This window comes from Pseudomonas sp. CFBP13509, assembly GCF_005233485.1.
In the GTDB taxonomy this organism is placed as follows: Bacteria; Pseudomonadota; Gammaproteobacteria; order Pseudomonadales; family Pseudomonadaceae; genus Aquipseudomonas; species Aquipseudomonas marginalis.
In genome coordinates, this window is record NZ_QGAA01000003.1 from 390,179 (window position 1) to 412,648 (window position 22,470).

Annotated in this window: 23 protein-coding genes; 14 read left to right on the forward strand and 9 right to left on the reverse strand. The window is 61.3% G+C overall.

Annotated features, from left to right (window positions below; all coding sequences use genetic code 11):
- Window positions 1-4: 4 nt before the first annotated feature.
- The 4 genes from PspCFBP13509_RS07635 (at window position 5) to PspCFBP13509_RS07650 (ending at window position 5,022) form a co-directional block, all read left to right on the forward strand.
- The gene (locus PspCFBP13509_RS07635; RefSeq protein ID WP_027608121.1) at window positions 5-1,303 is read left to right on the forward strand and encodes a cytochrome c; all 1,299 of its coding nucleotides are present in this window, start codon (window positions 5-7) and stop codon (window positions 1,301-1,303) included.
- Window positions 1,304-1,373: 70 nt separating this feature from the next.
- On the forward strand, window positions 1,374-2,432 hold the full coding sequence (locus PspCFBP13509_RS07640; RefSeq protein WP_065926840.1) for a PA0069 family radical SAM protein: 1,059 nt from the start codon (window positions 1,374-1,376) through the stop codon (window positions 2,430-2,432).
- Window positions 2,433-2,658: 226 nt separating this feature from the next.
- Window positions 2,659-3,390: a carbonic anhydrase gene (locus PspCFBP13509_RS07645; protein ID WP_027608119.1), complete on the forward strand. Its 732-nt coding sequence runs from the start codon at window positions 2,659-2,661 to the stop codon at window positions 3,388-3,390.
- Window positions 3,391-3,474: 84 nt separating this feature from the next.
- The gene (locus PspCFBP13509_RS07650; protein ID WP_065946461.1) at window positions 3,475-5,022 is read left to right on the forward strand and encodes a SulP family inorganic anion transporter; all 1,548 of its coding nucleotides are present in this window, start codon (window positions 3,475-3,477) and stop codon (window positions 5,020-5,022) included.
- A 68-nt stretch (window positions 5,023-5,090) separates the two neighbouring features.
- On the opposite strand, the gene PspCFBP13509_RS07655 is transcribed toward PspCFBP13509_RS07650, so the two are convergent.
- Window positions 5,091-5,738: a hypothetical protein gene (locus tag PspCFBP13509_RS07655; protein ID WP_065926842.1), complete on the reverse strand. Its 648-nt coding sequence runs from the start codon at window positions 5,736-5,738 to the stop codon at window positions 5,091-5,093.
- A 367-nt stretch (window positions 5,739-6,105) separates the two neighbouring features.
- Here PspCFBP13509_RS07655 and coxB point away from each other — a divergent pair, with 367 nt between their 5' ends.
- The 4 genes from coxB to PspCFBP13509_RS07675 are packed head-to-tail and all read left to right on the forward strand — an operon-like array spanning window position 6,106 to window position 10,377.
- Complete coding sequence (coxB, locus tag PspCFBP13509_RS07660; RefSeq protein ID WP_065926843.1) at window positions 6,106-7,233, forward strand: cytochrome c oxidase subunit II; 1,128 nt, start codon at window positions 6,106-6,108, stop codon at window positions 7,231-7,233.
- 58 nt (window positions 7,234-7,291) lie between these two features.
- Window positions 7,292-8,881, forward strand: a complete 1,590-nt coding sequence (ctaD, locus tag PspCFBP13509_RS07665) for a cytochrome c oxidase subunit I (protein WP_024072609.1) — start codon at window positions 7,292-7,294, stop codon at window positions 8,879-8,881.
- A 21-nt stretch (window positions 8,882-8,902) separates the two neighbouring features.
- Window positions 8,903-9,454 carry a cytochrome c oxidase assembly protein gene (locus PspCFBP13509_RS07670; protein ID WP_065926844.1) on the forward strand — a complete coding sequence of 184 codons (552 nt, stop codon included), beginning with the start codon at window positions 8,903-8,905 and terminating at the stop codon, window positions 9,452-9,454.
- Between the two features lie 35 nt (window positions 9,455-9,489).
- Window positions 9,490-10,377, forward strand: coding sequence for a cytochrome c oxidase subunit 3 (locus PspCFBP13509_RS07675; protein WP_027608047.1), 888 nt, complete (start codon window positions 9,490-9,492; stop codon window positions 10,375-10,377).
- Between the two features lie 6 nt (window positions 10,378-10,383).
- Here the strand turns inward: PspCFBP13509_RS07675 and PspCFBP13509_RS07680 are convergent, their stop codons facing one another.
- A complete protein-coding gene (locus PspCFBP13509_RS07680) occupies window positions 10,384-10,587 on the reverse strand; it encodes a twin transmembrane helix small protein (protein ID WP_016978774.1) in 204 nt (67 codons plus the stop codon).
- Between the two features lie 45 nt (window positions 10,588-10,632).
- Between PspCFBP13509_RS07680 and PspCFBP13509_RS07685 the strand changes: the two genes are divergently transcribed.
- The 5 genes from PspCFBP13509_RS07685 to PspCFBP13509_RS07705 are packed head-to-tail and all read left to right on the forward strand — an operon-like array spanning window position 10,633 to window position 14,556.
- Window positions 10,633-11,397: an SURF1 family protein gene (locus PspCFBP13509_RS07685; protein WP_137211767.1), complete on the forward strand. Its 765-nt coding sequence runs from the start codon at window positions 10,633-10,635 to the stop codon at window positions 11,395-11,397.
- Window positions 11,363-11,947 carry a hypothetical protein gene (locus PspCFBP13509_RS07690; RefSeq protein ID WP_065926846.1) on the forward strand — a complete coding sequence of 195 codons (585 nt, stop codon included), beginning with the start codon at window positions 11,363-11,365 and terminating at the stop codon, window positions 11,945-11,947. The genes PspCFBP13509_RS07685 and PspCFBP13509_RS07690 overlap by 35 nt, the downstream gene beginning before the upstream one ends.
- Before the next feature lie 10 nt (window positions 11,948-11,957).
- Window positions 11,958-13,037, forward strand: a complete 1,080-nt coding sequence (locus tag PspCFBP13509_RS07695) for a COX15/CtaA family protein (protein ID WP_098480656.1) — start codon at window positions 11,958-11,960, stop codon at window positions 13,035-13,037.
- Window positions 13,025-13,924: a heme o synthase gene (gene cyoE, locus PspCFBP13509_RS07700; protein ID WP_065926848.1), complete on the forward strand. Its 900-nt coding sequence runs from the start codon at window positions 13,025-13,027 to the stop codon at window positions 13,922-13,924. Before PspCFBP13509_RS07695 ends, cyoE begins: the two co-directional genes overlap by 13 nt.
- Window positions 13,921-14,556, forward strand: coding sequence for an SCO family protein (locus tag PspCFBP13509_RS07705; RefSeq protein ID WP_065926849.1), 636 nt, complete (start codon window positions 13,921-13,923; stop codon window positions 14,554-14,556). Before cyoE ends, PspCFBP13509_RS07705 begins: the two co-directional genes overlap by 4 nt.
- Before the next feature lie 83 nt (window positions 14,557-14,639).
- Here the strand turns inward: PspCFBP13509_RS07705 and PspCFBP13509_RS07710 are convergent, their stop codons facing one another.
- Genes PspCFBP13509_RS07710 through PspCFBP13509_RS07720 form a run of 3 tightly spaced genes read right to left on the reverse strand, consistent with a single transcriptional unit; the run spans window position 14,640 to window position 17,146 of the window.
- The gene (locus PspCFBP13509_RS07710) at window positions 14,640-15,413 is read right to left on the reverse strand and encodes a MetQ/NlpA family ABC transporter substrate-binding protein (RefSeq protein ID WP_065926850.1); all 774 of its coding nucleotides are present in this window, start codon (window positions 15,411-15,413) and stop codon (window positions 14,640-14,642) included.
- A gap of 51 nt (window positions 15,414-15,464) precedes the next feature.
- Window positions 15,465-16,139 (reverse strand): methionine ABC transporter permease, encoded by a 675-nt coding sequence (locus tag PspCFBP13509_RS07715; RefSeq protein WP_065926851.1) that lies wholly within the window; start codon window positions 16,137-16,139, stop codon window positions 15,465-15,467.
- Complete coding sequence (locus tag PspCFBP13509_RS07720; protein WP_065926852.1) at window positions 16,139-17,146, reverse strand: methionine ABC transporter ATP-binding protein; 1,008 nt, start codon at window positions 17,144-17,146, stop codon at window positions 16,139-16,141. The genes PspCFBP13509_RS07715 and PspCFBP13509_RS07720 overlap by 1 nt, the downstream gene beginning before the upstream one ends.
- 265 nt (window positions 17,147-17,411) lie before the next feature.
- Between PspCFBP13509_RS07720 and katE the strand changes: the two genes are divergently transcribed.
- Window positions 17,412-19,553, forward strand: a complete 2,142-nt coding sequence (gene katE, locus PspCFBP13509_RS07725; RefSeq protein WP_137211768.1) for a catalase HPII — start codon at window positions 17,412-17,414, stop codon at window positions 19,551-19,553.
- Between the two features lie 67 nt (window positions 19,554-19,620).
- On the opposite strand, the gene PspCFBP13509_RS07730 is transcribed toward katE, so the two are convergent.
- The 4 genes from PspCFBP13509_RS07730 to zur are packed head-to-tail and all read right to left on the reverse strand — an operon-like array spanning window position 19,621 to window position 22,426.
- Complete coding sequence (locus PspCFBP13509_RS07730; RefSeq protein ID WP_065926854.1) at window positions 19,621-20,340, reverse strand: PA5502 family lipoprotein; 720 nt, start codon at window positions 20,338-20,340, stop codon at window positions 19,621-19,623.
- A gap of 37 nt (window positions 20,341-20,377) precedes the next feature.
- On the reverse strand, window positions 20,378-21,166 hold the full coding sequence (gene znuB, locus PspCFBP13509_RS07735) for a zinc ABC transporter permease subunit ZnuB (RefSeq protein ID WP_027608036.1): 789 nt from the start codon (window positions 21,164-21,166) through the stop codon (window positions 20,378-20,380).
- A complete protein-coding gene (gene znuC, locus PspCFBP13509_RS07740; RefSeq protein WP_065926855.1) occupies window positions 21,159-21,944 on the reverse strand; it encodes a zinc ABC transporter ATP-binding protein ZnuC in 786 nt (261 codons plus the stop codon). The genes znuB and znuC overlap by 8 nt, the downstream gene beginning before the upstream one ends.
- Window positions 21,944-22,426 (reverse strand): zinc uptake transcriptional repressor Zur, encoded by a 483-nt coding sequence (gene zur / locus PspCFBP13509_RS07745; protein WP_026136513.1) that lies wholly within the window; start codon window positions 22,424-22,426, stop codon window positions 21,944-21,946. The genes znuC and zur overlap by 1 nt, the downstream gene beginning before the upstream one ends.
- Between the last annotated feature and the right edge of the window lie 44 nt (window positions 22,427-22,470).

The window sequence follows — 22,470 nt, forward strand, 5'->3', positions numbered from 1 at the left end:
GACCATGAAAGCATTTGTTATCGCGACGTTTGCCCTGCTCAGCAGCTGCTCGATCAGTGCCGCCGAAACCGACCTGATCAAGCAGGGCGAATACCTGGCCCGCGCCGGCGACTGCGTGGCCTGCCACACCGCCAAGGGCGGCAAACCGTTCGCCGGTGGCCTGCCGATGGAAACCCCCATCGGTGTGATCTATTCCACCAACATCACCCCGGACAAGACCGGCCTGGGCGACTACAGCTTCGAGGACTTCGACAAGGCCGTGCGTCACGGTGTCGCCAAGAGTGGTAGTACGCTTTACCCGGCGATGCCCTACCCGTCCTATGCGCGTGTCAGCGAAAGCGATATGCAGGCGTTGTATGCGTACTTCATGAAGGGCGTGGAACCGGTCGCCCAGGTGAACAAGGACAGCGACATTCCGTGGCCGTTGAGCATGCGTTGGCCGCTGGCGGCGTGGCGCTGGATGTTTGCCCCTGAGGTGGTGGATAAGCCTGTCGTGGCCGACGCAGACCCGGTGATCAGCCGTGGCGCCTACCTGGTGGAAGGCCTTGGCCACTGTGGCGCGTGCCATACACCACGCGCCCTGACCATGCAGGAAAAAGCCCTGAGCGCGACTGACGGCAAGGCCTTCCTGTCCGGCAGCGCGCCACTGGAAGGCTGGATCGCCAAGAGCCTGCGCGGTGACCACAAGGACGGCCTCGGCAGTTGGAGCGAGGCGCAGCTGGTGCAATTCCTCAAGACCGGTCGCAGTGATCGCAGCGCGGTATTTGGTGGTATGAGCGACGTGGTCGTGCATAGCATGCAGTACATGTCCCAGGACGACCTGACCGCTATCGCCCGTTACCTCAAGAGCCTGCCGGCGGTGGACCCGCAGGACCAGCCGCACCAGTATGACAAGCAGGTGGCCGAGGCGCTGTGGAAGGGCGATGACAGCAAGCCCGGCGCCTCGGTGTACATCGACAACTGCGCGGCCTGCCACCGTACCGATGGCCATGGTTACACGCGGGTGTTCCCGGCGTTGGCGGGCAACCCGGTGGTGCAGACTGCGGACGCCACGTCGTTGATCAACATCGTGTTGAACGGCGGCACGTTGCCGGCCACTCACACGGCGCCGTCGACCTTTACCATGCCGGCGTTCGCCTGGCGCCTGTCGGACCAGGAAGTGGCGGATGTGGTCAGTTTCATCCGTGGCAGTTGGGGTAACCAGGGTGCCGCAGTGAAAGCCAGTGACGTGGCCGACCTGCGCAAGAACGACATGCGCACCACCTCGGGCGATGACCTGGGGCAGGTCACACAAAAGCACTGACCGCCAGACGGCACTGGTCAGGAACCTCGCGCCTCGATACTGTATATAAAAACAGTATCGAGGCGCTTTCATGTCTACTCCGCTGCCGCCCCGTGGTCGGGGCACGGCCACCAACCTGCACAACCGCTTTGCGCCCACCGTCAGCGTGGCCGAGGACGACGGCTGGTACCAGGAAGTGCCGCCGACCCAGGGCACCGAAGTGCGCATCGAAACGGCCAAGACCATCATCACCCGCAACAACTCTCCGGACCTGCCGTTCGACCGCTCCATCAATCCCTATCGTGGCTGCGAACATGGCTGCATTTACTGTTATGCACGGCCCAGTCATGCCTATTGGGACATGTCACCGGGGCTGGATTTCGAAACCAGGCTGATCGCCAAGAGCAATGCGGCCGACGTGCTGGAACAGCAGTTGTCGAAGCCGGGCTATGTGTGTGCACCGATCAACCTGGGTTCCAACACCGACCCGTACCAGCCTATCGAGCGTGAGTACAGGATCACCCGGCAAACCCTCGAAGTGCTGCTGCGCTATCGGCACCCGGTCACCATCATCACCAAGGGCTCGTTGATCCTGCGTGACCTGGACCTGCTGGCGGAGCTGGCCAGGCAACGCCTTGTGGCGGTGATGATCAGTCTCACCAGCCTGGATGATGAGCTCAAGCGCATCCTGGAGCCGCGCACCGCCGCGCCCAAGGCACGGTTGCGGGCCATACGGGTGATGCGCGAGGCGGGCATCCCGGTGGGCGTGCTGTGCTCGCCGATGATCCCGATGATCAACGACAGCGAGTTGGAAAGCCTGCTTACCGAAGCCCATGCCGCCGGTGCGCAGAGTGCGGCGTACATGATGTTGCGCCTGCCGCTGGAGGTGGCGCCGCTGTTCGAAGAGTGGCTGGCGGCGCATTACCCGCAGCGTGCGGCCCATGTGATGAGCCTGGTGCGCCAGGTGCGCGGTGGTGAGGTCTACGACAGTCGGTTCGGCGTCCGCATGCGGGGCGAGGGGCCGTTTGCCGACCTGCTGGCCCAGCGCTTCAGCAAGGCGATCAAACGCCTGGGGCTCGATCGCAGAGAAGGCTTCAATCTGGATTGCACGGCGTTCTGTCCACCGGGCAGACAGATGGCATTGTTGTAGACTGAAAAGGCAGAATGCACCGTTCCTGTAGGAATAGTCGCGTTTTGACATTACTGAAACCCGCGATCTAGAGCGGTTCATTCAGTTTGAGTTAAGTTTCGGTGGTTACCTTGTTCAGCGAGTGACTGATGAGTCGGCAGTCTGGTTGGTGGCTTTTACAACTATTTCACTGGCCTGGCGTCGAACTGACCTGAAAACTCCCCTGCATTAATCAAGAGGATGAATCATGAGTGACAAGGATAAACAGCCGTTGGCTGCGTCGGCTTCAGCCCCTCAGGTGGCAGAGTCTGCCGATGCAGCGCTAAAACACATCGTTGACGGCTTTTTGCATTTCCATCACGACGTCTTCCCTCAGCAGGAAGAACTCTTCAAGAAACTCGCCACGGCCCAGAGCCCGCGGGCGATGTTCATTACCTGCGCCGACTCGCGCATCGTGCCTGAGCTGATTACCCAAAGCTCTCCCGGCGACCTGTTCGTGACCCGCAACGTCGGTAACGTCGTGCCGCCTTATGGGCAGATGAACGGCGGTGTTTCCACTGCCATCGAGTACGCAGTACTGGCCCTGGGCGTGCAGCACATCATCGTGTGCGGGCACTCCGATTGTGGCGCCATGCGCGCGGTCCTCAACCCCGCCAGCCTGGAGAAGATGCCAACGGTAAGGGCCTGGCTGCGGCACGCCGAAGTCGCCAAGTCCATGGTCGAGGACAATTGCGACTGTGCCAACGAAGGCGAGAGCATGAAAGTGCTCACCGAAGAAAACGTCATCGCCCAACTGCAGCATTTGCGCACCCATCCTTCGGTGGCGTCGCGCATGGCCAACGGTCAGCTGTTTATTCACGGCTGGATCTACAACATCGAGACCAGTGAAATTCGAGCCTACGATGCTGATCAGTCGGCATTCCGACCGTTAAGCGGCGAAGGGCCGATTCCTTCCGCGACGCCTAAAGCGCGCTTCTAAACACTTCCCTGCCGGGTAAAGCGGTGGCTGCCATGGATGCAGCCAGGCTTTGCCGCGCCCGGCGAATACCTCGGGAGAGCCATCATGCGTGCTGCTCAATTGAAAGCTGTATTGCCACGGGAGCTGCTCGCCTCCGTGGTTGTGTTTCTGGTCGCCCTGCCCCTGTGCATGGGGATCGCCATCGCGTCCGGCATGCCGCCGGCCAAGGGCCTGATCACCGGGATTATCGGTGGCCTGGTGGTGGGCTGGTTGGCGGGCTCGCCGCTGCAGGTCAGCGGCCCGGCGGCGGGGCTGGCGGTATTGGTGTTCGAGCTGGTGCGCCAGCATGGGATGCTGATGCTCGGGCCGATCCTGCTGCTGGCCGGCTTCCTGCAACTGGTGGCCGGGCGCCTGCGCCTGGGCTGCTGGTTCCGCGTCACGGCGCCGGCGGTGGTGTACGGGATGCTGGCGGGGATCGGCGTATTGATTGTGCTATCGCAGATCCATGTGATGCTCGACGGTGCGCCCAAGCCCTCCGGGCTGGATAACCTGGCGGGCTTCCCCGCCGCGCTGGTGCAGGCGATTCCTACCTTGGGCGGCGGACTGGGTTGGCAGGCCGGATTGCTCGGTTTGTCGACGATGCTGGTGATGTACCTGTGGGATAAATTCCGTCCGCAAACCCTGCGTTTCGTGCCCGGAGCCCTGTTGGGCGTGGGCCTGGCAACGGTGACCAGCCTGGTGCTGGCGCTGCAGGTCAAGCGTGTGGAAGTCCCGGAGAACCTCGCCGACGCCATCGATTGGCTGCGTCCCAGCGACCTGTTGAACCTGGCTGACCCTCAGTTGTTGATCGCTGCGTTTGCGGTGGCGTTTATCGCCAGTGCCGAAACCTTGCTCTCTGCGGCAGCGGTCGACCGCATGCACAGCGGCCAGCGTTCCGATTTCGATAAGGAATTGTCCGCCCAAGGCGTGGGCAACATGTTGTGCGGCCTGGTGGGTGCTCTGCCGATGACCGGTGTGATCGTGCGCAGCTCGGCCAACGTGCAGGCCGGTGCCACCACGCGGTTGTCAGCCATGTTCCATGGCGTATGGCTGTTGGGGTTCGTACTGTTGCTGTCGAGCGTGCTGCAAAGCATTCCTGTGGCAAGCCTGGCGGGTGTGTTGGTGTACACCGGGATCAAGCTGGTGGACATCAAGGCCTTCAAGGCCCTCGGTCGTTATGGGCGTATGCCGATGTTTACCTACGCGGCCACGGCGTTGGCGATCATTTTCACCGACCTGCTGACCGGTGTGCTGGTGGGCTTCGGGCTCACACTGGTCAAGCTGGCGCTCAAGGCCTCGCGCCTGAAAGTCAGTCTGATCGACCTGCCCCCGGAGGGGGAAATGGAGCTGCGTTTGACCGGTGCGGCGACTTTTCTGAAAGTGCCGGCGTTGACCCGGGTGCTGGCGACGGTGCCTCCGGGCACGACTGTGCACGTACCGCTGAGTAACCTGAGTTATATCGACCATTCCTGCCTGGAGTTGCTGGAGGAATGGGACCGGGCGAATGCGGCCAAGGGCTCGAGGCTGGTGATCGAGGCGCGTGGGTTGAAGCGCAGGCTCGAAGGCCGGGTCAGGATGACGACAGGGATCGGCTCGGCGCCCTCAGTCGGCTGACGGAACCGGATCAACATGTGGGAGGGGTGTAGTCCCCTCCCACATTCGTTCTGTGTCGAATTCAGGATTTAAGCCGGCTGGTCCAACGCCAACTCAACCCCCAGCTGGCGGGACAGGCATGGCCAGCGCTTCCACGCGGCTTCCGTTGCCGGGCTTTTCAGCTGTTCGCGATACGCTTCGACAGACTCCAGTGCAAAGCTGTCTTCGTTGAGCATTTCATCCACCGCATGATGAACGGCTTCATCCAGCTGGTTGGCGAATGCTTCGCCGATCAACTGATGGGCAATCACGTTGGCCACGGTGGTATCTGCTGGAATCAGTGGCCGGCCAAAGTGTTTGATATACAAATCGTTGACCTCTTCCACCAGGCGATGGGCCAGGTAAGCCTCGTCCAGCAGACCGTCGAGCCCTTCATGGCCGGCCAGGATCGCGGGGGGCTGCAGGAAGAAATGCTCGGCGATTTTCAGCACTGGCTTGATCTGGCTTTCGATGCCGGCCTCGCGGGCCACGTCGTTGGCGGCGTCCAGCAGGTCCGGCACGAGATCGATGTAGGCCGTGACGAAACGGGTCATGACAATGTTGCGATCGCCATCAGCCAGGGAAATGGCCGAATGCAGGTGCGGCAATTGCTCTTCCAGCTGCTTGGCCAACTGGCCAGTGCTGGATTCGTGTTGATGGGCACGGGAAATCTGCTCGCGCAATGCGGCGGTGTTCATGAAGGCTCCAGTGAAGCAGGCGTAGGAATAGGGACAGCATAAGGTAGCTCGTTTATACGAGCGCCTAAGACGCATTTGTCATAATTATTTCATGGTTATGCACAGGCGTTATATCGAATTGCCATCGTTGGTCGGATAAACGATTCCGCACCCGGTTTTATTAGGCCTGGCCACTCATTTTTGCTCATTTGCCCCTACACATTGCGGGGTTGCAGAGCGTGTCTATACTCGGGTTTGTACGCGATTAGCTGATGACGCCAGACTGCATAAGCAGGTAAGGCTAAGCGGTTGTAAGCAGTATGGAAGCCGCTCCCTTCGACGCAGGTGCAAACCGGCGGGATAACAAGAACGATAAGGGGAACCCGCAATGACGCGACATCCACATGTTTGGATGGGCCTCCTGTTGTGGTCGGTATTCGGCCAGGCGCACGCCGCCTGGACAACGAATATGGCGCCAGGGGCAACTGAAGTCAGTCACGCTGTGTTCGACCTGCACATGACCATTTTCTGGATCTGTGTAGTGATCGGCATTGTCGTTTTTGGCGCGATGTTCTGGTCGATGATCCTTCATCGCCGCTCTACGGGCCAGGTTGCGGCCAAATTCCACGAAAGCACCACCGTGGAAATCCTCTGGACCGTGGTGCCCTTGCTGATCCTGGTCGCGATGGCCATTCCGGCGACCAAGACCCTGATCAATATCTACGACAGCACCGAGTCGGATATCGATATCCAGGTCACCGGCTATCAGTGGAAGTGGCATTACAAATACCTGGGCCAGGACGTGGAGTTCTTCAGCAACCTGGCCACGCCCGCCGAGCAGATCCATAACCAGGCCACCAAGGGCGAACATTACCTGCTGGAAGTCGACCAGCCGCTGGTGCTGCCGGTGGGCGCCAAGGTGCGCTTCCTGGTGACCGCCGCCGACGTGATCCACTCCTGGTGGGTGCCGGCCTTTGCGGTCAAGCGTGACGCCATCCCGGGGTTCGTCAACGAAGCCTGGACCCGCGTCGAGAAGCCTGGCATCTACCGTGGCCAATGCGCCGAACTGTGTGGCAAGGACCACGGTTTCATGCCCATCGTGGTAGAGGTCAAGTCCAAGGCCGACTACGACACCTGGCTCGGCGAGCGCAAGGCAGAGGCCGCCAAGCTCAAGGAGCTGACCTCCAAGGAGTGGACGCTGGAAGAGCTGGTGGCCCGCGGCGACAAGGTCTACCACACCACCTGCGTGGCCTGTCACCAGGCCGAGGGCCAGGGCCTGCCACCGATGTTCCCGGCCCTCAAGGGTTCGAAAATCGCCACCGGGCCCAAGGAAGGTCACCTGAGCCTCGTCTACCACGGCAAGCCCGGTACGGCGATGGCCGCATTCGGCAAGCAGCTCTCGGAAGTGGATATCGCCGCCGTGGTGACCTACGAGCGCAACGCCTGGGGTAACAACAAAGGCGACATGGTCACGCCTAAAGACGTGCTGGCCATCAAGCAGGCGGAAAGCAAATGACTTCATTCATTGCGTATGCCCCGAACCGCCCCGCCCACTCGCTTGCAGGAGAACGGCCATGAGCGCTGTGATCGATGACCATGGCCACGCCGGTGACCATGCCCACGGCCCCGCCAAAGGCTTGATGCGCTGGGTGCTGACCACCAACCATAAGGACATCGGCACGATGTACCTGTGGTTCGCGTTCACCATGTTCCTGCTCGGCGGCTCGTTCGCCATGGTGATCCGTGCCGAGCTGTTCCAGCCTGGCCTGCAGATCGTCGAGCCGGCGTTTTTCAACCAGATGACCACCATGCACGGCCTGATCATGGTGTTCGGGGCGGTAATGCCGGCGTTTGTCGGCCTGGCCAACTGGATGATTCCGCTGATGATCGGCGCGCCGGACATGGCCTTGCCGCGCATGAACAACTTCAGCTTCTGGCTGCTGCCGGCGGCGTTCCTGCTGCTGGTCTCGACCCTGTTCACGCCCGGTGGCGGGCCGAATTTCGGCTGGACGTTCTACGCCCCGCTCTCCACCACCTACGCACCGGAAAGCGTGACGTTCTTCATCTTCGCCATCCACTTGATGGGCATCAGCTCGATCATGGGTGCGATCAACGTGGTTGCCACCATCCTCAACCTGCGTGCGCCCGGCATGACCTTGATGAAAATGCCGCTGTTCGTCTGGACCTGGCTGATCACCGCATTCCTGCTGATCGCGGTGATGCCGGTGCTGGCCGGCTGCGTGACCATGATGTTGATGGACATCCACTTCGGCACCAGCTTCTTCAGCGCGGCCGGTGGCGGTGATCCGGTGCTGTTCCAGCATGTGTTCTGGTTCTTCGGCCACCCCGAGGTGTACATCATGATCCTGCCGGCGTTTGGCGCCGTCAGTTCGATTATCCCGACCTTCTCGCGCAAGCCGTTGTTCGGCTATACGTCGATGGTCTACGCCACGGCGAGCATCGCGTTCCTCTCGTTTATCGTGTGGGCGCACCATATGTTCGTGGTGGGCATTCCGTTGGTCGGCGAGTTGTTCTTCATGTACGCCACGTTGCTGATTGCGGTGCCCACCGGCGTGAAGGTGTTCAACTGGGTCAGCACCATGTGGCAAGGCTCCCTGACCTTCGAGACGCCGATGCTGTTTGCCGTGGCCTTCGTGATCCTGTTCACCATCGGCGGCTTCTCCGGATTGATGCTGGCGATTGCCCCGGCGGACTTCCAGTATCACGACACCTACTTCGTGGTGGCGCACTTCCATTACGTACTGGTGCCTGGTGCGATCTTCGGCATCTTCGCCTCGGCCTACTACTGGCTGCCGAAATGGACCGGCCACATGTACGACGAAACCCTGGGCAAGCTGCATTTCTGGTTGTCTTTCGTGGGCATGAACATGGCGTTCTTCCCGATGCACTTCGTGGGACTGGCCGGTATGCCGCGTCGGGTGCCGGACTACAACCTGCAGTTCGCCGACTTCAATATGGTCTCGTCGATTGGCGCGTTCATGTTTGGCGCCACGCAGATCTTCTTCCTGTTTATCGTGATCAAGTGCATCCGTGGCGGCCCGCCCGCGCCGGCCAAGCCGTGGGATGGCGCCGAAGGCCTGGAGTGGAGCGTGCCCTCGCCCGCGCCGTACCACACCTTCACCACGCCACCGGAGGTCAAGTGAACAGGGTAAGCGGAGGTGGTCATGGCTGACTCCGTGCCCCTCAAGCGCCTGGTTACCCGCCTGCTGATCCTGGTGGTAGCGATGTTCGCCTTCGGCTTTGCCCTGGTGCCGATCTACGACGTGATGTGCAAGGCGTTCGGCATCAACGGCAAGACGGCCGGGCAGTACGAAGGCGAGCAGGTCGTCGACCTCACGCGCCAGGTACGGGTGCAGTTCCTGTCCACCAATGCCATCGACATGGTCTGGGAGTTTCATTCCAAGGCTGACGAGGTGGTGGTCAACCCCGGTGCCGTCACCGAGATGCTGTTCGTGGCCTACAACCCCACTGACAAGCCGATGACCGCCCAGGCGGTGCCGAGCATTTCCCCCGCCGAAGCGGCGATGTATTTCCACAAGACCGAATGCTTTTGCTTCACCCAGCAAGTGCTGCAGCCAGGCCAACGCATCGAGATGCCAGTGCGTTTTATTGTCGACCGTGACATGCCCAAGGATGTGAAGCATTTGACCCTGGCGTACACGCTGTTTGATATCACTGCGCGCCAACCGCCCGTGGCTGTCCGTACCGGCGGCTAGCTACTGTTTGCCCGCTCAATCAGGAGAGCGAATACATGTCGACTCATGATACGTACTACGTACCAGCGCAAAGCAAATGGCCGATAATTGCCACGATTGGCATGCTGGTCACCGTGTATGGCCTGGCCGTGTGGTTCAACGACCTGAAGGCGGCACGCCCTGAATCCCACGGGCCGTGGATCTTTTTCGTCGGAGGGCTGTTGCTGGCCTACATGCTGTTTGGCTGGTTCGGTGCAGTGATCAAGGAAAGCCGCGCCGGTTTGTACAGCGCCCAGATGGACCGCTCGTTTCGCTGGGGCATGACCTGGTTCATTTTTTCCGAGGTGATGTTCTTCATCGCGTTTTTCGGTGCGCTGTTCTACGTGCGCCATTTGTCCGGTCCCGCATTGGCCGGCGAAGGCCCCAAAGGCATTGCGCACATGCTGTGGCCGAACTTCGAGTTTGCCTGGCCGTTGCTCAACAACCCGGACCCGAAGCTCTATCCCGCGCCGGAGGGCACCATCAGCCCGTGGGGCTTGCCGTTGGTGAACACCATCCTGCTGGTGAGTTCCAGCGTGACCATCACCATTGCCCACCACGCCTTGCGCAAGGGGCATCGCGGCGCGCTGAAAATCTGGCTGGCGATCACCGTCTTGCTGGGCCTGGCATTCCTCGGGTTCCAGGCCGAGGAATACATCCATGCCTATAAAGAACTGGGCCTGACCTTGGGTTCGGGGGTGTACGGCGCGACGTTCTTTATGCTCACGGGCTTTCACGGTGCTCACGTGACCATCGGCACCATCATTTTGTTTGTGATGCTGATGCGCATCCTGCGCGGGCATTTCAATGCCGAGCATCAGTTCGGTTTCGAGGCGGCCAGTTGGTATTGGCACTTCGTGGATGTGGTGTGGATCGGGCTGTTTTTCTTCGTCTATGTGCTCTGAGGCGACTTACCAGGGCGCATGAGATACCAGCTGGCCGCTGAAAAATCCCCAGGCGATCAATGCCACGGTGATCACGGCCAGTACCACACGCACGGTCAAGGCCGTCACGAGGCGGTTGGAGTTGCCCTCGTCCTTGACCAGGAAGAACAGGCCACTGAACAGGCTCACGACGGTCGCGATCAGCATCAGGGCAATGGCTGCTTTGAGCATGGTCTGGTTCCTGGCGTTGGTGGGCATTAAGGGGATGGGCGGGCAATGAAAACAAGTATAGCCAGCGCCATGAAACGCTTTCGTCCAGGTATCGCACCGACCGTGGTGGTGATGATTCTGCTGCCTTTGATGGTGGGCTTGGGCGTCTGGCAGCTGTCGCGCGGCCATGAGAAGCAGTTGCTGGTGGACAGCTATGCCGAACGCCGCGCCGCTGAGCCGATCAGCAGTGTGCAACTCGGGGGTATGGCGGACCCGGCCTTTCGCCGCGTGCATCTGCGCGGGCAATTCGATGCCGAGCACAGCGTATTGCTGGATAACCGCATGCGCGACGGCAAGGCAGGTGTCGAGTTGCTGCAACCCTTTCATGACCAGGCCAGCGGCCTGTGGTTATTGCTCAATCGGGGCTGGTTGCCGTGGCCGGATCGGCGCACCCCGCCCGTCTTCACCACCCCGGATCAGCCTTTAAATCTCGACGCCTGGGTGTATGTCGCGCCCGGCGAAACCTTCCAGCTGCATGCGGACCCCACGACCGCGCAATGGCCGCGCCTGTTGACCGCGTTGCACCCCGCCGCGCTGTGGGCTGAGCTGGGCCGCAACGGTTTTGCCTATGAGCTGCGCACCGAAGCCGGCCCCGGCACGTACGAAACCACCTGGCCCATCGTTGCGATGGGGCCGGAAAAACACTTGGCCTACGCGGTGCAGTGGTTCGCTATGTCCCTGGCGCTACTGGCTCTTTACCTCTACCTCGGATGGCACACCACAAAGGAGAAGCCCCATGGGAACGGCCACGAATCCACTCAACATGTCTGAGGTACCTGATCGGCGCAAAGGCCGCTGGCAGCTGATGCTGATCCTGCTGATGGTGATCGGTCCGATGGTGCTGGCCACCTTCATGTACAAACTGCAGTTCTGGGTGCCGGACAGTCGCAGCTACCACGGAGAAATGATCGGTAACGGTCAGACCCGCGCCGATATTGGCGTGCAGGCCGATGAACAGCGCTGGCAGTTGCTGGTCACCGCGCCTGGCGCCTGCGCCGCCGATTGCCGGCAACTGGTGTACCTCGCGCGCCAGTTGCAGATCGGCCTGGGGCGCGACGCTTCACGCGCCAGCCATGCCTTGGCCAGTGCGCAACCGGTCGCTGCCGACTATGACACCAAGCTGAAGGCCGAATACCCGCAATTGCAGCGCTACTCACTGGATCTCTCGACGTTCACCAAAAACGCCGCCGCGCCGGGCGCTGCGCAACTGTGGATCGTTGACCCTCACGGCAACCTGGTGCTGCGCTACGACGCCAAGGTCAAGGGCAAGGACTTGCTCAATGACCTGCGCCACCTGTTGAAATTGTCGAACATCGGATAAGGGCATCGTCATGGCCAAACCTGGATTTCGCCTCGCGTTGTTTGCCACTTTGCTGGCGTTGATCGTCGTGCTGCTTGGCGCCTACACCCGCCTGACCCACGCCGGCCTCGGTTGCCCGGACTGGCCGGGCTGCTACGGCTTTATCAGCGTGCCGCAAAGCGAGGCCCAGCTGGCCCATGCCGAATTGCATTTTCCCGATACGCCCGTGGAGGCTGACAAGGGCTGGGCGGAGATGACCCATCGCTACTTCGCCGGCACCCTGGGCCTGTTGATTGTGCTGTTGGCGGCGCGTTCGTGGAGCCATCGGCGTGATCCGGGCCAGCCAGTGAAACTGCCGTTGTTTCTGTTGATGGTGGTGTTCGCCCAGGCGGCGTTTGGCATGTGGACGGTGACCTTGAAGCTGTGGCCCCAGGTGGTGACGGGGCACTTGTTGGGCGGCTTTGCGACCTTGAGCCTGTTGTTCCTGCTGACCCTGCGCTTGTCTGGGGTGTTGCCCGCGTTGATCGTGCCCAGGCGCCTGCAATATTGGGCCACGGCGGGTCTGGTGCTGGTGATCGGCCAGATCGCCTTGGGCGGCTGGGTCAGTTCCAACTATGCAGCGGTGGCCTGCATCGATTTGCCCACCTGCCATGGCCAGTGGTGGCCTGCGGCGGACTTCGCCAACGGCTTTCACCTGACCCAGCACATCGGCCCCAATTACCTTGGCGGCCAACTCGACAGCGACGCGCGTACCGCCATCCACCTGACCCACCGCATCGGTGCGGTGCTGGTCACCCTGGTGCTTGCGGGGCTGGCCTGGCAGCTGCGTGCGGTGGGTATGACGCGGCTCGCGGGCCTGCTGTTGATTGCCCTGGCGGCACAAATCAGCCTGGGCCTGAGCAACGTGTATTTCCACCTGCCGCTGCCGGTTGCGGTCGGACATAACGCCGGCGGTGCAGCGTTGTTATTGACCCTGGTGCTGGTCAATTACCACGCCCGCACCAGTCTGGTCCGGGTGCGTCACCAGTTGCCCTTCGGCTGGCGCTTCAGCCCGCGCAAACACGTATCGGGCCTCATCACCCTTAAAGGAGAGATGCCATGGCGACCTTGATCGGCGCGCGCCACAGCCAGGCGATCTGGCGCGACTACCTGGAGCTGACCAAGCCGAAAGTGGTGGTGCTGATGCTCATCACCTCCCTGGTCGGCATGTTCCTCGCCACCCGCGCCGGTGTGCCGTGGGCGGTGCTGGTTTTCGGCAACCTGGGGATAGCCCTGTGTGCCGGTGGCGCGGCGGCGGTGAACCATGTGGTGGACCGGCGGATTGATGCGGTGATGGCCCGCACCCATAAGCGACCGTTGGCGGAGGGGCGTGTGTCGCCGGTGGCGGCGCTGGCCTTTGCTTTGTTTCTAGCCGTTGCAGGATTGGCCTTGTTGCTGGCGTTCACCAATCCCCTGGCGGCATGGCTGACGCTGGCTTCGCTGCTCGGTTACGCGGTGGTCTACACCGGTTTTCTCAAGCGTGCGACGCCGCAAAATATTGTCATCGGAGGCCTGGCCGGTGCCGCGCCACCGCTGTTGGGCTGGGTTGCCGTCACCGGCCATGTCAGCGCCGAACCCTTGTTGCTGGTGCTGATCATCTTCGCCTGGACCCCGCCGCACTTCTGGGCCCTGGCCATTCACCGCAAGGAGGAATACGCCAAGGCCGATATCCCGATGCTGCCCGTCACTCACGGCGAGCACTACACCAAGGTGCATATCCTGCTCTATACCTTCGCCCTGTTGGCGGTGAGCCTGATGCCCTATGTGATCCACATGAGCGGCCCGCTCTACCTGGCCTGTGCGCTGGTTTTGGGCGGACGCTTTCTGCAATGGGCCTGGGTGCTGTACCGTGGCGCTCAGCCGCACGCGGCGATCAACACCTTCAAGTACTCTATCTGGTACCTGTTCCTGCTGTTTATCGCCCTGCTCGTAGACCACTACTTACTGTTGAACCTATGACTCGAACTCAAAAAACCGTCTTTATCCTGGTGGCCATCGTCGCGTTGATCATGGGCCTGACCGTTAACAAAGTGCTCTCGGGCAAGGGCCAGGGCGACCCTACCGCGTTGATCGACGCCGGCATCATCCTGCTGCCGCAAAGCCGCCAGCTGCCGCCGGTCAGCATGACCAACCAGGACGGCCAGCCGGTGCGGGTCAACGAGTTGAAAGGCAAGTGGAGCCTGCTGTTCTTCGGCTACACCTTCTGCCCCGACATCTGCCCGACCACCCTCGCCCAACTGCGCCAGATCAAGAGCGAGTTGCCTAAGGAGGCTGTGGATAAGTTGCAGGTAATCCTGGTCAGCGTCGACCCGAACCGCGACACCCCGACCCAGCTCAAGCAGTACCTGGGCTACTTCGACCCGCAATTCGAAGGCCTCGCCGGCGCGAACGTGGAGGATGTGCAGAAGGTCTCGAATGCCGTGAGCATCCCGTTCATCCCGGCAGACACCAGCAAGCCCAACTACACCGTCGACCACAGCGGCAACCTGGCGCTGATCGGTCCGGATGGTACCCAGCGCGGCTTTATCCGTGCGCCGTTGAACAACCAGAAGCTGGTGGCGCAACTGCCAGGGCTGTTGCAGCGCAAGTAACAAGGCAATACACAACACATGTGGGAGGGGGTAAGCCCCCTCCCACATTTTTTGATCTCCAGCGTGTTGGAGACCGAGTCGGATCAGAACGCCGGCAGGATCGCGCCTTTGTACTTCTCTTGGATGAATTGCTTCACCTCAGGGGTGTGCAGGGCTGCAATCAGCTTCTTCATCGCGTCCGAATCCTGGTTGTCTTCGCGGCTCACGAGGATGTTCACGTAAGGCGAGTCATTGCCTTCGATCACCAGGGCGTCCTTGGACGGGTCCAGCTTGGCTTCCAGCGCATAGTTGGTGTTGATCAGCGCCAGGTCGACCTGGGTCAGCACGCGCGGCAGGGTGGCGGCTTCGAGTTCGCGGAATTTCAGGTTTTTCGGGTTTTCGGTGATGTCCTTGATGGTCGACAGGATGTTGGTCGGGTCCTTCAGGGTGATCAGGTTGTGCTTGGCCAGCAGCAACAGCGCACGGCCTCCGTTGGTGGCGTCGTTCGGGATCACCACGTTGGCGCCGTCAGGCAGGTCTTCCAGTTTTTTGTACTTGCTGGAGTAAGCGCCCAGGGGCTCCAGGTGCACAGCGCCGACGCTCACCAGGTGAGTGCCTTTGGCTTTGTTGAATTCATCCAGGTATGGCTGGTGCTGGAAGAAGTTCGCGTCCAGGCGCTTTTCCGCTACCTGGACGTTGGGCTGTACGTAATCGGTGAAGACTTTGACTTGCAGGTCCACGCCTTCTTTGGCGAGGGCAGGTTTCACGAATTCCAGGATTTCCGCGTGGGGCACCGGCGAGGCAGCGACTTTCAGGGTCTCGGCGGCGTGGGCGGAAAACGCGGCAACGGCGGCGAAAGCAACCAGTAGTTTTTTCATCCAACAAGCTCCTTGTTCGGGCATGTGCCGGCTTTTGACCGGCAATGGCCGTTATTTTCGAGAAAAGTGCACCACCAGCTTGTCGCCGACGGTTTGCAGAATTTGCACCAGGATCAACAGCATTACCACGGTGACCACCATCACATCGGTCTGGAAGCGCTGGTAACCGAAACGGATCGCCAGGTCACCCAGGCCTCCGGCACCGACGACACCGGCCATGGCCGTGTAGGACACCAGCGTAATCGCCGTCACCGTTATCGCCGCGAAGATGCCGGGGCGTGCCTCGGGCAGCAGCGCGTTGATGATGATCTGGCGGGTGCTGGCCCCCATGGACTGGGTGGCCTCGATGATGCCGCGGTCCACTTCACGCAAGGCGGTTTCCACCAGGCGCGCGAAGAATGGCGTGGCCCCTACGACCAGCGGCGGGATCGCGCCCGCTACGCCCAGGGAGGTACCGGTGATCAGCACGGTGAACGGGATCATCACGATCAGCAGGATGATGAACGGCAGCGAGCGCAGGATGTTCACGACCAGCGACAGCAGCGCGTACAGGCCTTTTTGCTCGAACAGCTGGCGTGGGCTGGTCAGGAACAGCAGCACGCCTAAAGGCAGGCCCAATACCACGGTGAAAAACAGCGAACCGAACAGCATGATCATGGTGTCGCCGGTGGCGAGCCAGATTTCGGACCAGTCGATATTGGCGAAGAAACTCAAGAAAACGTCCATCAGCGCAGCACCTCCATGTGGACGTCTGCGGCGGTAAAGCGGGCAAAGGCCGCTTCCATGTCACCGCCGGTGACCGCAAGGGTCAGTTGCCCGTAGGGGATGTCTTTGATGCGGTCGATGCGGCCGGCGAGGATGCTGTAGTCCACCCCCGTTTCGCGGGCGACGGTACCCAGCAATGGCGCGTAGGTCGCTTCACCCTGGAACGTCAGCCGTACGATGCGACCCGGTACATGGGCGAAGTCATCACGCTGCTCGCCTTCATCGACCTGCTCGGCTTCCTGCACAAAACGCTTGGTGGTCGGGTGCTTGGGGTGCAGGAACACGTCGGCCACCGAGCCTTGCTCGACGATCACGCCGGCGTCCATCACGGCTACCTGGTCACACACGCGGCGGATCACATCCATTTCATGGGTGATCAGCACGATGGTCAGTTTCAACTCGCGATTGATCTCGGCCAGCAATTGCAGGACCGAGGCGGTGGTCTGCGGGTCGAGGGCGCTGGTGGCCTCGTCGCATAGCAGGATTTTCGGCTTGGTCGCCAGGGCGCGGGCAATGCCGACGCGCTGCTTCTGGCCACCGGACAACTGCGCCGGGTACTTCTTGGCGTGGTCCGACAGGCCGACGCGGGCAAGTAGCTCGGCGACACGTTGGTCGATGTCCTTGCGCGACAATTCGCCGGCCAGGGTCAGTGGCAAGGCCACATTGTCGGCAACGGTCTTGGACGCCAGCAGGTTGAAGTGCTGGAAGATCATCCCGACCTGCTGGCGGAAACGGCGCAGGCCGTTGGCGTCCAGGGCGGTGACTTCTTCGCCGTCCACCGTGATCTGGCCGCCGCTGGGCTCTTCCAGGCGGTTGATCAGGCGCAGCAGCGTGCTTTTACCTGCACCCGAGTGGCCGATCAGGCCAAACACCTGGCCGTTTTCGACGCGCAGGCTGGTGGGGTACAGCGCGGGAATATCCTTACCGGCGACGCGGTAGGTTTTATGGACGTTTTGAAACTCGATCACGTAGCGAACCTTGTGGGGCGCATTGAAAAGGGATCAGCGGTTAGCCGGGCGCGCATTTTAGCCTGTCCGTATAGCGTTTCTTAGCATTTATTTCGCATTCAACCAGTGATTTGGCAATAACGCGATCAAAGGTCATAAAAAAGGAACGGCAGAAAACCGTGTCAGTCACTACTTAAGCAACTCGATTTCCCAGGTGCCGTGCCTGGGGTTTTGCTCAAACGAGCCGGGGACCGCTCTGGCCACTTTGAATAAGGAGTTTTGACTGATGAGTACCAAGAAGCCAGCCACCCCGTCGAAGAGTGAACTTGCAGGCACCGACACCCTGGACCGTGGCAACACCAACGCCAAGCTGCAAGCCCTGGAGGAATTCCGTTCCGATGCGACCGGCCAGGCCCTGCGTACCAACCAAGGCGTGAAGATCTCCGACAACCAGAACACATTGAAAGTCGGTGCCCGCGGCCCCTCGCTGCTGGAAGACTTCATCATGCGTGAAAAAATCACGCACTTTGACCATGAGCGTATCCCCGAGCGCATCGTGCATGCCCGGGGCACCGGCGCCCATGGCTATTTCCAGACCTATGAAAACCATTCCGCGCTGAGCAAGGCAGGTTTCCTGCGTAACCCCGAGCATAAAACCCCGGTGTTCGTGCGTTTCTCCACCGTGCAGGGCCCGCGTGGCTCGGGCGATACGGTGCGTGACGTGCGCGGTTTCGCGGTGAAGTTCTTCACCGACGAGGGCAACTTCGACCTGGTCGGCAACAACATGCCGGTGTTTTTCATTCAGGATGCGATCAAGTTTCCCGACTTCGTGCATGCGGTAAAACCTGAGCCACACAACGAAATTCCTACCGGCGGCTCGGCCCACGATACGTTCTGGGATTTTGTTTCGTTGCAGCCGGAGTCGGCGCACATGGTGATCTGGGCGATGTCTGACCGCGCCATTCCAAAAAGCCTGCGTGCCATGCAGGGGTTTGGCATTCACACCTTCCGCTTGATCAATACCGAAGGTAAGTCCAGCTTTGTGAAGTTCCACTGGCACCCGAAGGTCGGCACCTGTTCCCTGGTGTGGGACGAAGCGCAAAAGCTTGCCGGTAAAGATACCGATTACCACCGCCGTGACCTGTGGGAAGCGATTGAAAGCGGCGACTACCCTGAGTGGGAGCTGGGTGTGCAGATCGTTGCGGAAGAAGACGAGCATAAGTTCGACTTTGACCTGCTCGATCCGACCAAGATCATCCCCGAGGAACTGGTGCCGATCACGCCGCTGGGCAAGATGGTGCTGAACCGTAACCCGGATAACTTCTTTGCCGAAGTCGAGCAGGTCGCGTTTTGCCCGGGCCACATCGTGCCGGGTATCGACTTCACCAACGACCCGTTGCTGCAAGGCCGTCTGTTTTCCTACACGGATACGCAGATCAGCCGCCTCGGCGGTCCGAACTTCCATGAGCTGCCGATCAACCGGCCGGTAGTACCTTTCCACAACGGCCAGCGCGACGCCCAGCACCGCACCGTGATCGACAAGGGCCGAGCCGCGTACGAGCCGAATTCGATCGATGGTGGTTGGCCGAAAGAAACGCCGCCGGCTGCCCAGGATGGCGGTTTCGAAACTTATTACGAGCGTGTCGATGCCAACAAGGTACGTGAGCGCAGTGAGTCGTTTGGTGACCACTTCTCGCAAGCCGCGCTGTTTTTCCACAGCATGAGCCACCACGAGAAAGAGCACATCATCGCGGCCTACAGCTTCGAGTTGGGCAAGGTGGAGCGCGAGTTTATCCGCGCGCGTCAGGTCAACGAGATTCTGGCCAATATCGATTTGGAACTGGCCAAGCGCGTGGCGCAGAACCTTGGTCTGCCGGCGCCGACCAAAGGCACGGTAGCGCCGCGTGAGTCTTCGCTGAAAGAGTCGCCGGCATTGAGCCAGGTGAACCTGCTGTCCGGCGATATCAAGACGCGCAAAGTCGCGATTCTCGCGGCTGACGGTGTGGATGGCGCGGCAATCGATGCGCTGAAACAAGCACTGGAGACAGAAGGTGCCCATGCCAAGTTGCTGGGGCCGACCTCGGCGCCGGTGAAGACGGCGGATGGCAAGCGCCTGCCGGTGGATGCGTCGATGGAAGGCATGCCGTCGATTGCGTTTGACGCCGTATTTATTCCAGGCGGAAAAGAGTCGGTTAAAGCACTGAGCGGTGATGGTGTGGCATTGCATTACGTTCTGGAAGCCTACAAACACCTGAAGGCGATTGCGGTTGCCAGTGACGTGAAGCCACTGCTGGATCTGCTGAAGCTGGAGACGGATGCGGGGTTGATCGTGGGTTCGGATGCGAAAGCGTTCAAGGCGTTTTTTGCCGCGATTGCACAGCATCGGGTTTGGGATCGTGAGCCGAAGGCTAAGGCGATTCCGGCCTGATTTTTTGGTTGTTTGTTAGATCGCCATCGGGGGGGGGCAAGTCGAATCGTCGCACCGCCCCGATGCTTTATTCCGCCTTGCGCGGGATCAGCACAACCTGCGCCGGAATATGTTTCAGAATCTGCCGGTGAATCTTCAGGTCATACCCTGAATCAATACGCTTCACCCGTTTGGTCAGCAACGTGGCCAGCCACGGGTAATCCTGGGTGCGCGGCGCCTGGATCGTCACATCGCACTGGTAATTCACCACGTCGGTGGCAATCGCATCCAGTTGATGGCGCAGCGCTTCAATATCAGTAAGGTTCAGCGCCACGGTGGTGCTTGGCGCGGCCGGGTCGATGACCTTGGCAGCGGGCTTGGCTTCGGCGGCCTTGAGGGCCTCTTCGGCTTTATCCAGCTCGACTTTACGGGCGTGGGTGATGGCGCTGTTGACGCCACCGGTCAGCGCCGGCGCCTTGGGCATCAGCGCGCGGGCACGGCTCAGGGCGGTGGCGGCGGCGTTTACATCGCCTTTTTGCAGCACAATCTGGCTGCGCTGCAGGTAAGCCTCGGCCAATTGACGTTGGTAGGGCTCCAGCGTCGGGTCATTGGGCGACTGGGCCTGCAGCGCGGCCAGTTGGTCTTCGGCGGTGGCCAGCTCACTGCTGGCCAGGTTTTGCTCCAGCTGCGCGATGGCCGCAGCACGCGGATCCGGGGCCTCTGGGGCGGCGGGCGGTGTGCTTTGACAGGCGCCCAGCAGCAGGGAAAACGCGGCAAGGAGCAGATAACGGGAGGTGAACAGCTTCATTCCTGCGACTCTCTATTTGCGCAAAAAGCGAGCAAGTCTACACCCCTCGACGGGGCAGGACAAAACTCAGCAGAAACAGGGCGGCCGCCGTGACTACGATCGACGGTCCGGCCGGTGTGTCCTTGAACCATGACAACGCCAGGCCCCCGCACACTGCCAGCATCCCCAACAGGCTGGCACCGATTGCCATCTGCTCCGGCGAGCGGGCGTGGCGCTGGGCGGCGGCGGCCGGAATGATCAACAGCGATGTGATCAACAATACGCCGACAATCTTCATCGCGACAGCGATCACCACGGCAATCAGCAGCATCAGGGCCATGCGCAACGCTGGTACGGGCAAACCTTCGACCCTGGCCAGTTCTTCATGCACCGTGATGGCCAGCAGTGGGCGCCACAGGGCGACCAATAGCACCAATACTGCGGCGCTGCCGCCGAGAATCCAGGCAAGATCGGTGGGGCTGATCGCCAGCAGGTCGCCGAACAGATAGGCCATCAGGTCGATGCGCACTTCATGCATAAAGCTCAGCACCACCAGGCCCAGGGACAGCGTGCTCGGCGCCAGGATGCCCAACAGGGTGTCCGAGGCCAGTGGCTGGCGCTGTTGCAGGGTCACCAGCAGCACCGCCAGCAGCAGGCAACCCACGGTCACGGCGATGGTCGGGCTCACATCCAGCAGGAAGCCCATGGCCACGCCCAGCAGCGCGGCGTGGGACAAGGTGTCGCCAAAATACGCCATGCGCCGCCAGACCACGAACGAGCCCAGCGGGCCCGCCACCAGCGCCAGAGCCAAGCCTGCCAGCAGGGCGTAAAGCAGAAAATCAGCCATGCTTGCAGCTATCTCCATGAACGTGGGTGTGGGGCGTCGCGGGATCGTCAACGACAGCGCCATGCAGGTCATGGGCGTGATCGTGATGGTGGTGATAGATCGCCAGGCTCTGGGCGTTCTTGCCGAACAGTTCGACGAACGCCGGGTCGCTGCTGACTTGTTCCGGGTGGCCGGAGCAGCACACGTGGCGGTTGAGGCATACCACTTGGTCGGTGGTGCTCATCACCAGGTGCAAATCATGGGAGACCATCAGCACGCCGCAGCCATGGCGGTCGCGCAGGCGGGTGATCAGGCTGTACAGCTCGGCCTGGCCGGCGACGTCGACGCCCTGCACGGGTTCATCCAGCACCAGCAACTCGGGCTCGCGCAGCAGGGCACGGGCCAGCAGCACGCGCTGCATTTCGCCGCCGGAGATGCTTTGCACCGGGCTGTCGATGACCTGCTCGGCACCGACTTCCTTGAGGGCGGCCTGCGCGCGGGCGCGGTCCACACCGGGCACCAGGCGCAAAAACCGCAGTACAGACAAGGGCAAGGTCGGATCAACATGCAGCTTTTGCGGCATGTAGCCCACGCGCAGCCTGGGCTTGCGCCACACGCTGCCGGTGTCGGGCTTGAGCAGGCCGAGTACGGCGCGCACCAGGGTGGTCTTGCCGGCGCCATTGGGGCCGATCAGGGTGACGATCTGCCCCGGCTCGACGCTCAAGGCGATGTTATCCAGCACGTTCTGCCCGGCAAACGTGACGCCGACCTGCTCCAGGCGGATTAACGCGTTGCTCATCAAGCCCCCTGGCAGCCCGAGCACAGGCCGACCACTTCGACCGTCTGCCCTTCGACCCGGAAGCCTACGTCGGCGGAGCTCTTGATGATGGCATCGCTGATGCTTTTTTGTTCAAGCTCGATGGCGGCGTGGCACTCGCGGCAGATCAGGAACTGGCCCTGATGCGCGTGCTCCGGGTGGTTGCAGCCGACAAAGGCGTTGAGCGAGGCAATGCGGTGCACCAGGCCGTTTTCCAGCAGGAAATCCAGCGCGCGGTACACGGTCGGCGGCGCGGCCCGGCGGCCGTCCTGCTCGCTGAGCACACCCAGGATGTCGTAGGCACCCAGGGGCTTGTGGCTCTGCCAGACGAGTTCCAGCACCCGGCGACGCAGGGCGGTCAGGCGCAAGCCTTTCTGTGCACACAGGGTGTCGGCCTCCGACAGCGCGGTATGCACGCAGTGAGAGTGGTCGTGTGGACGGCTGGCAAGCGGTGTTTTAGGCATGAGCGGCGACAGATATTTGATAGAGACGTTATTATGTTACCCGT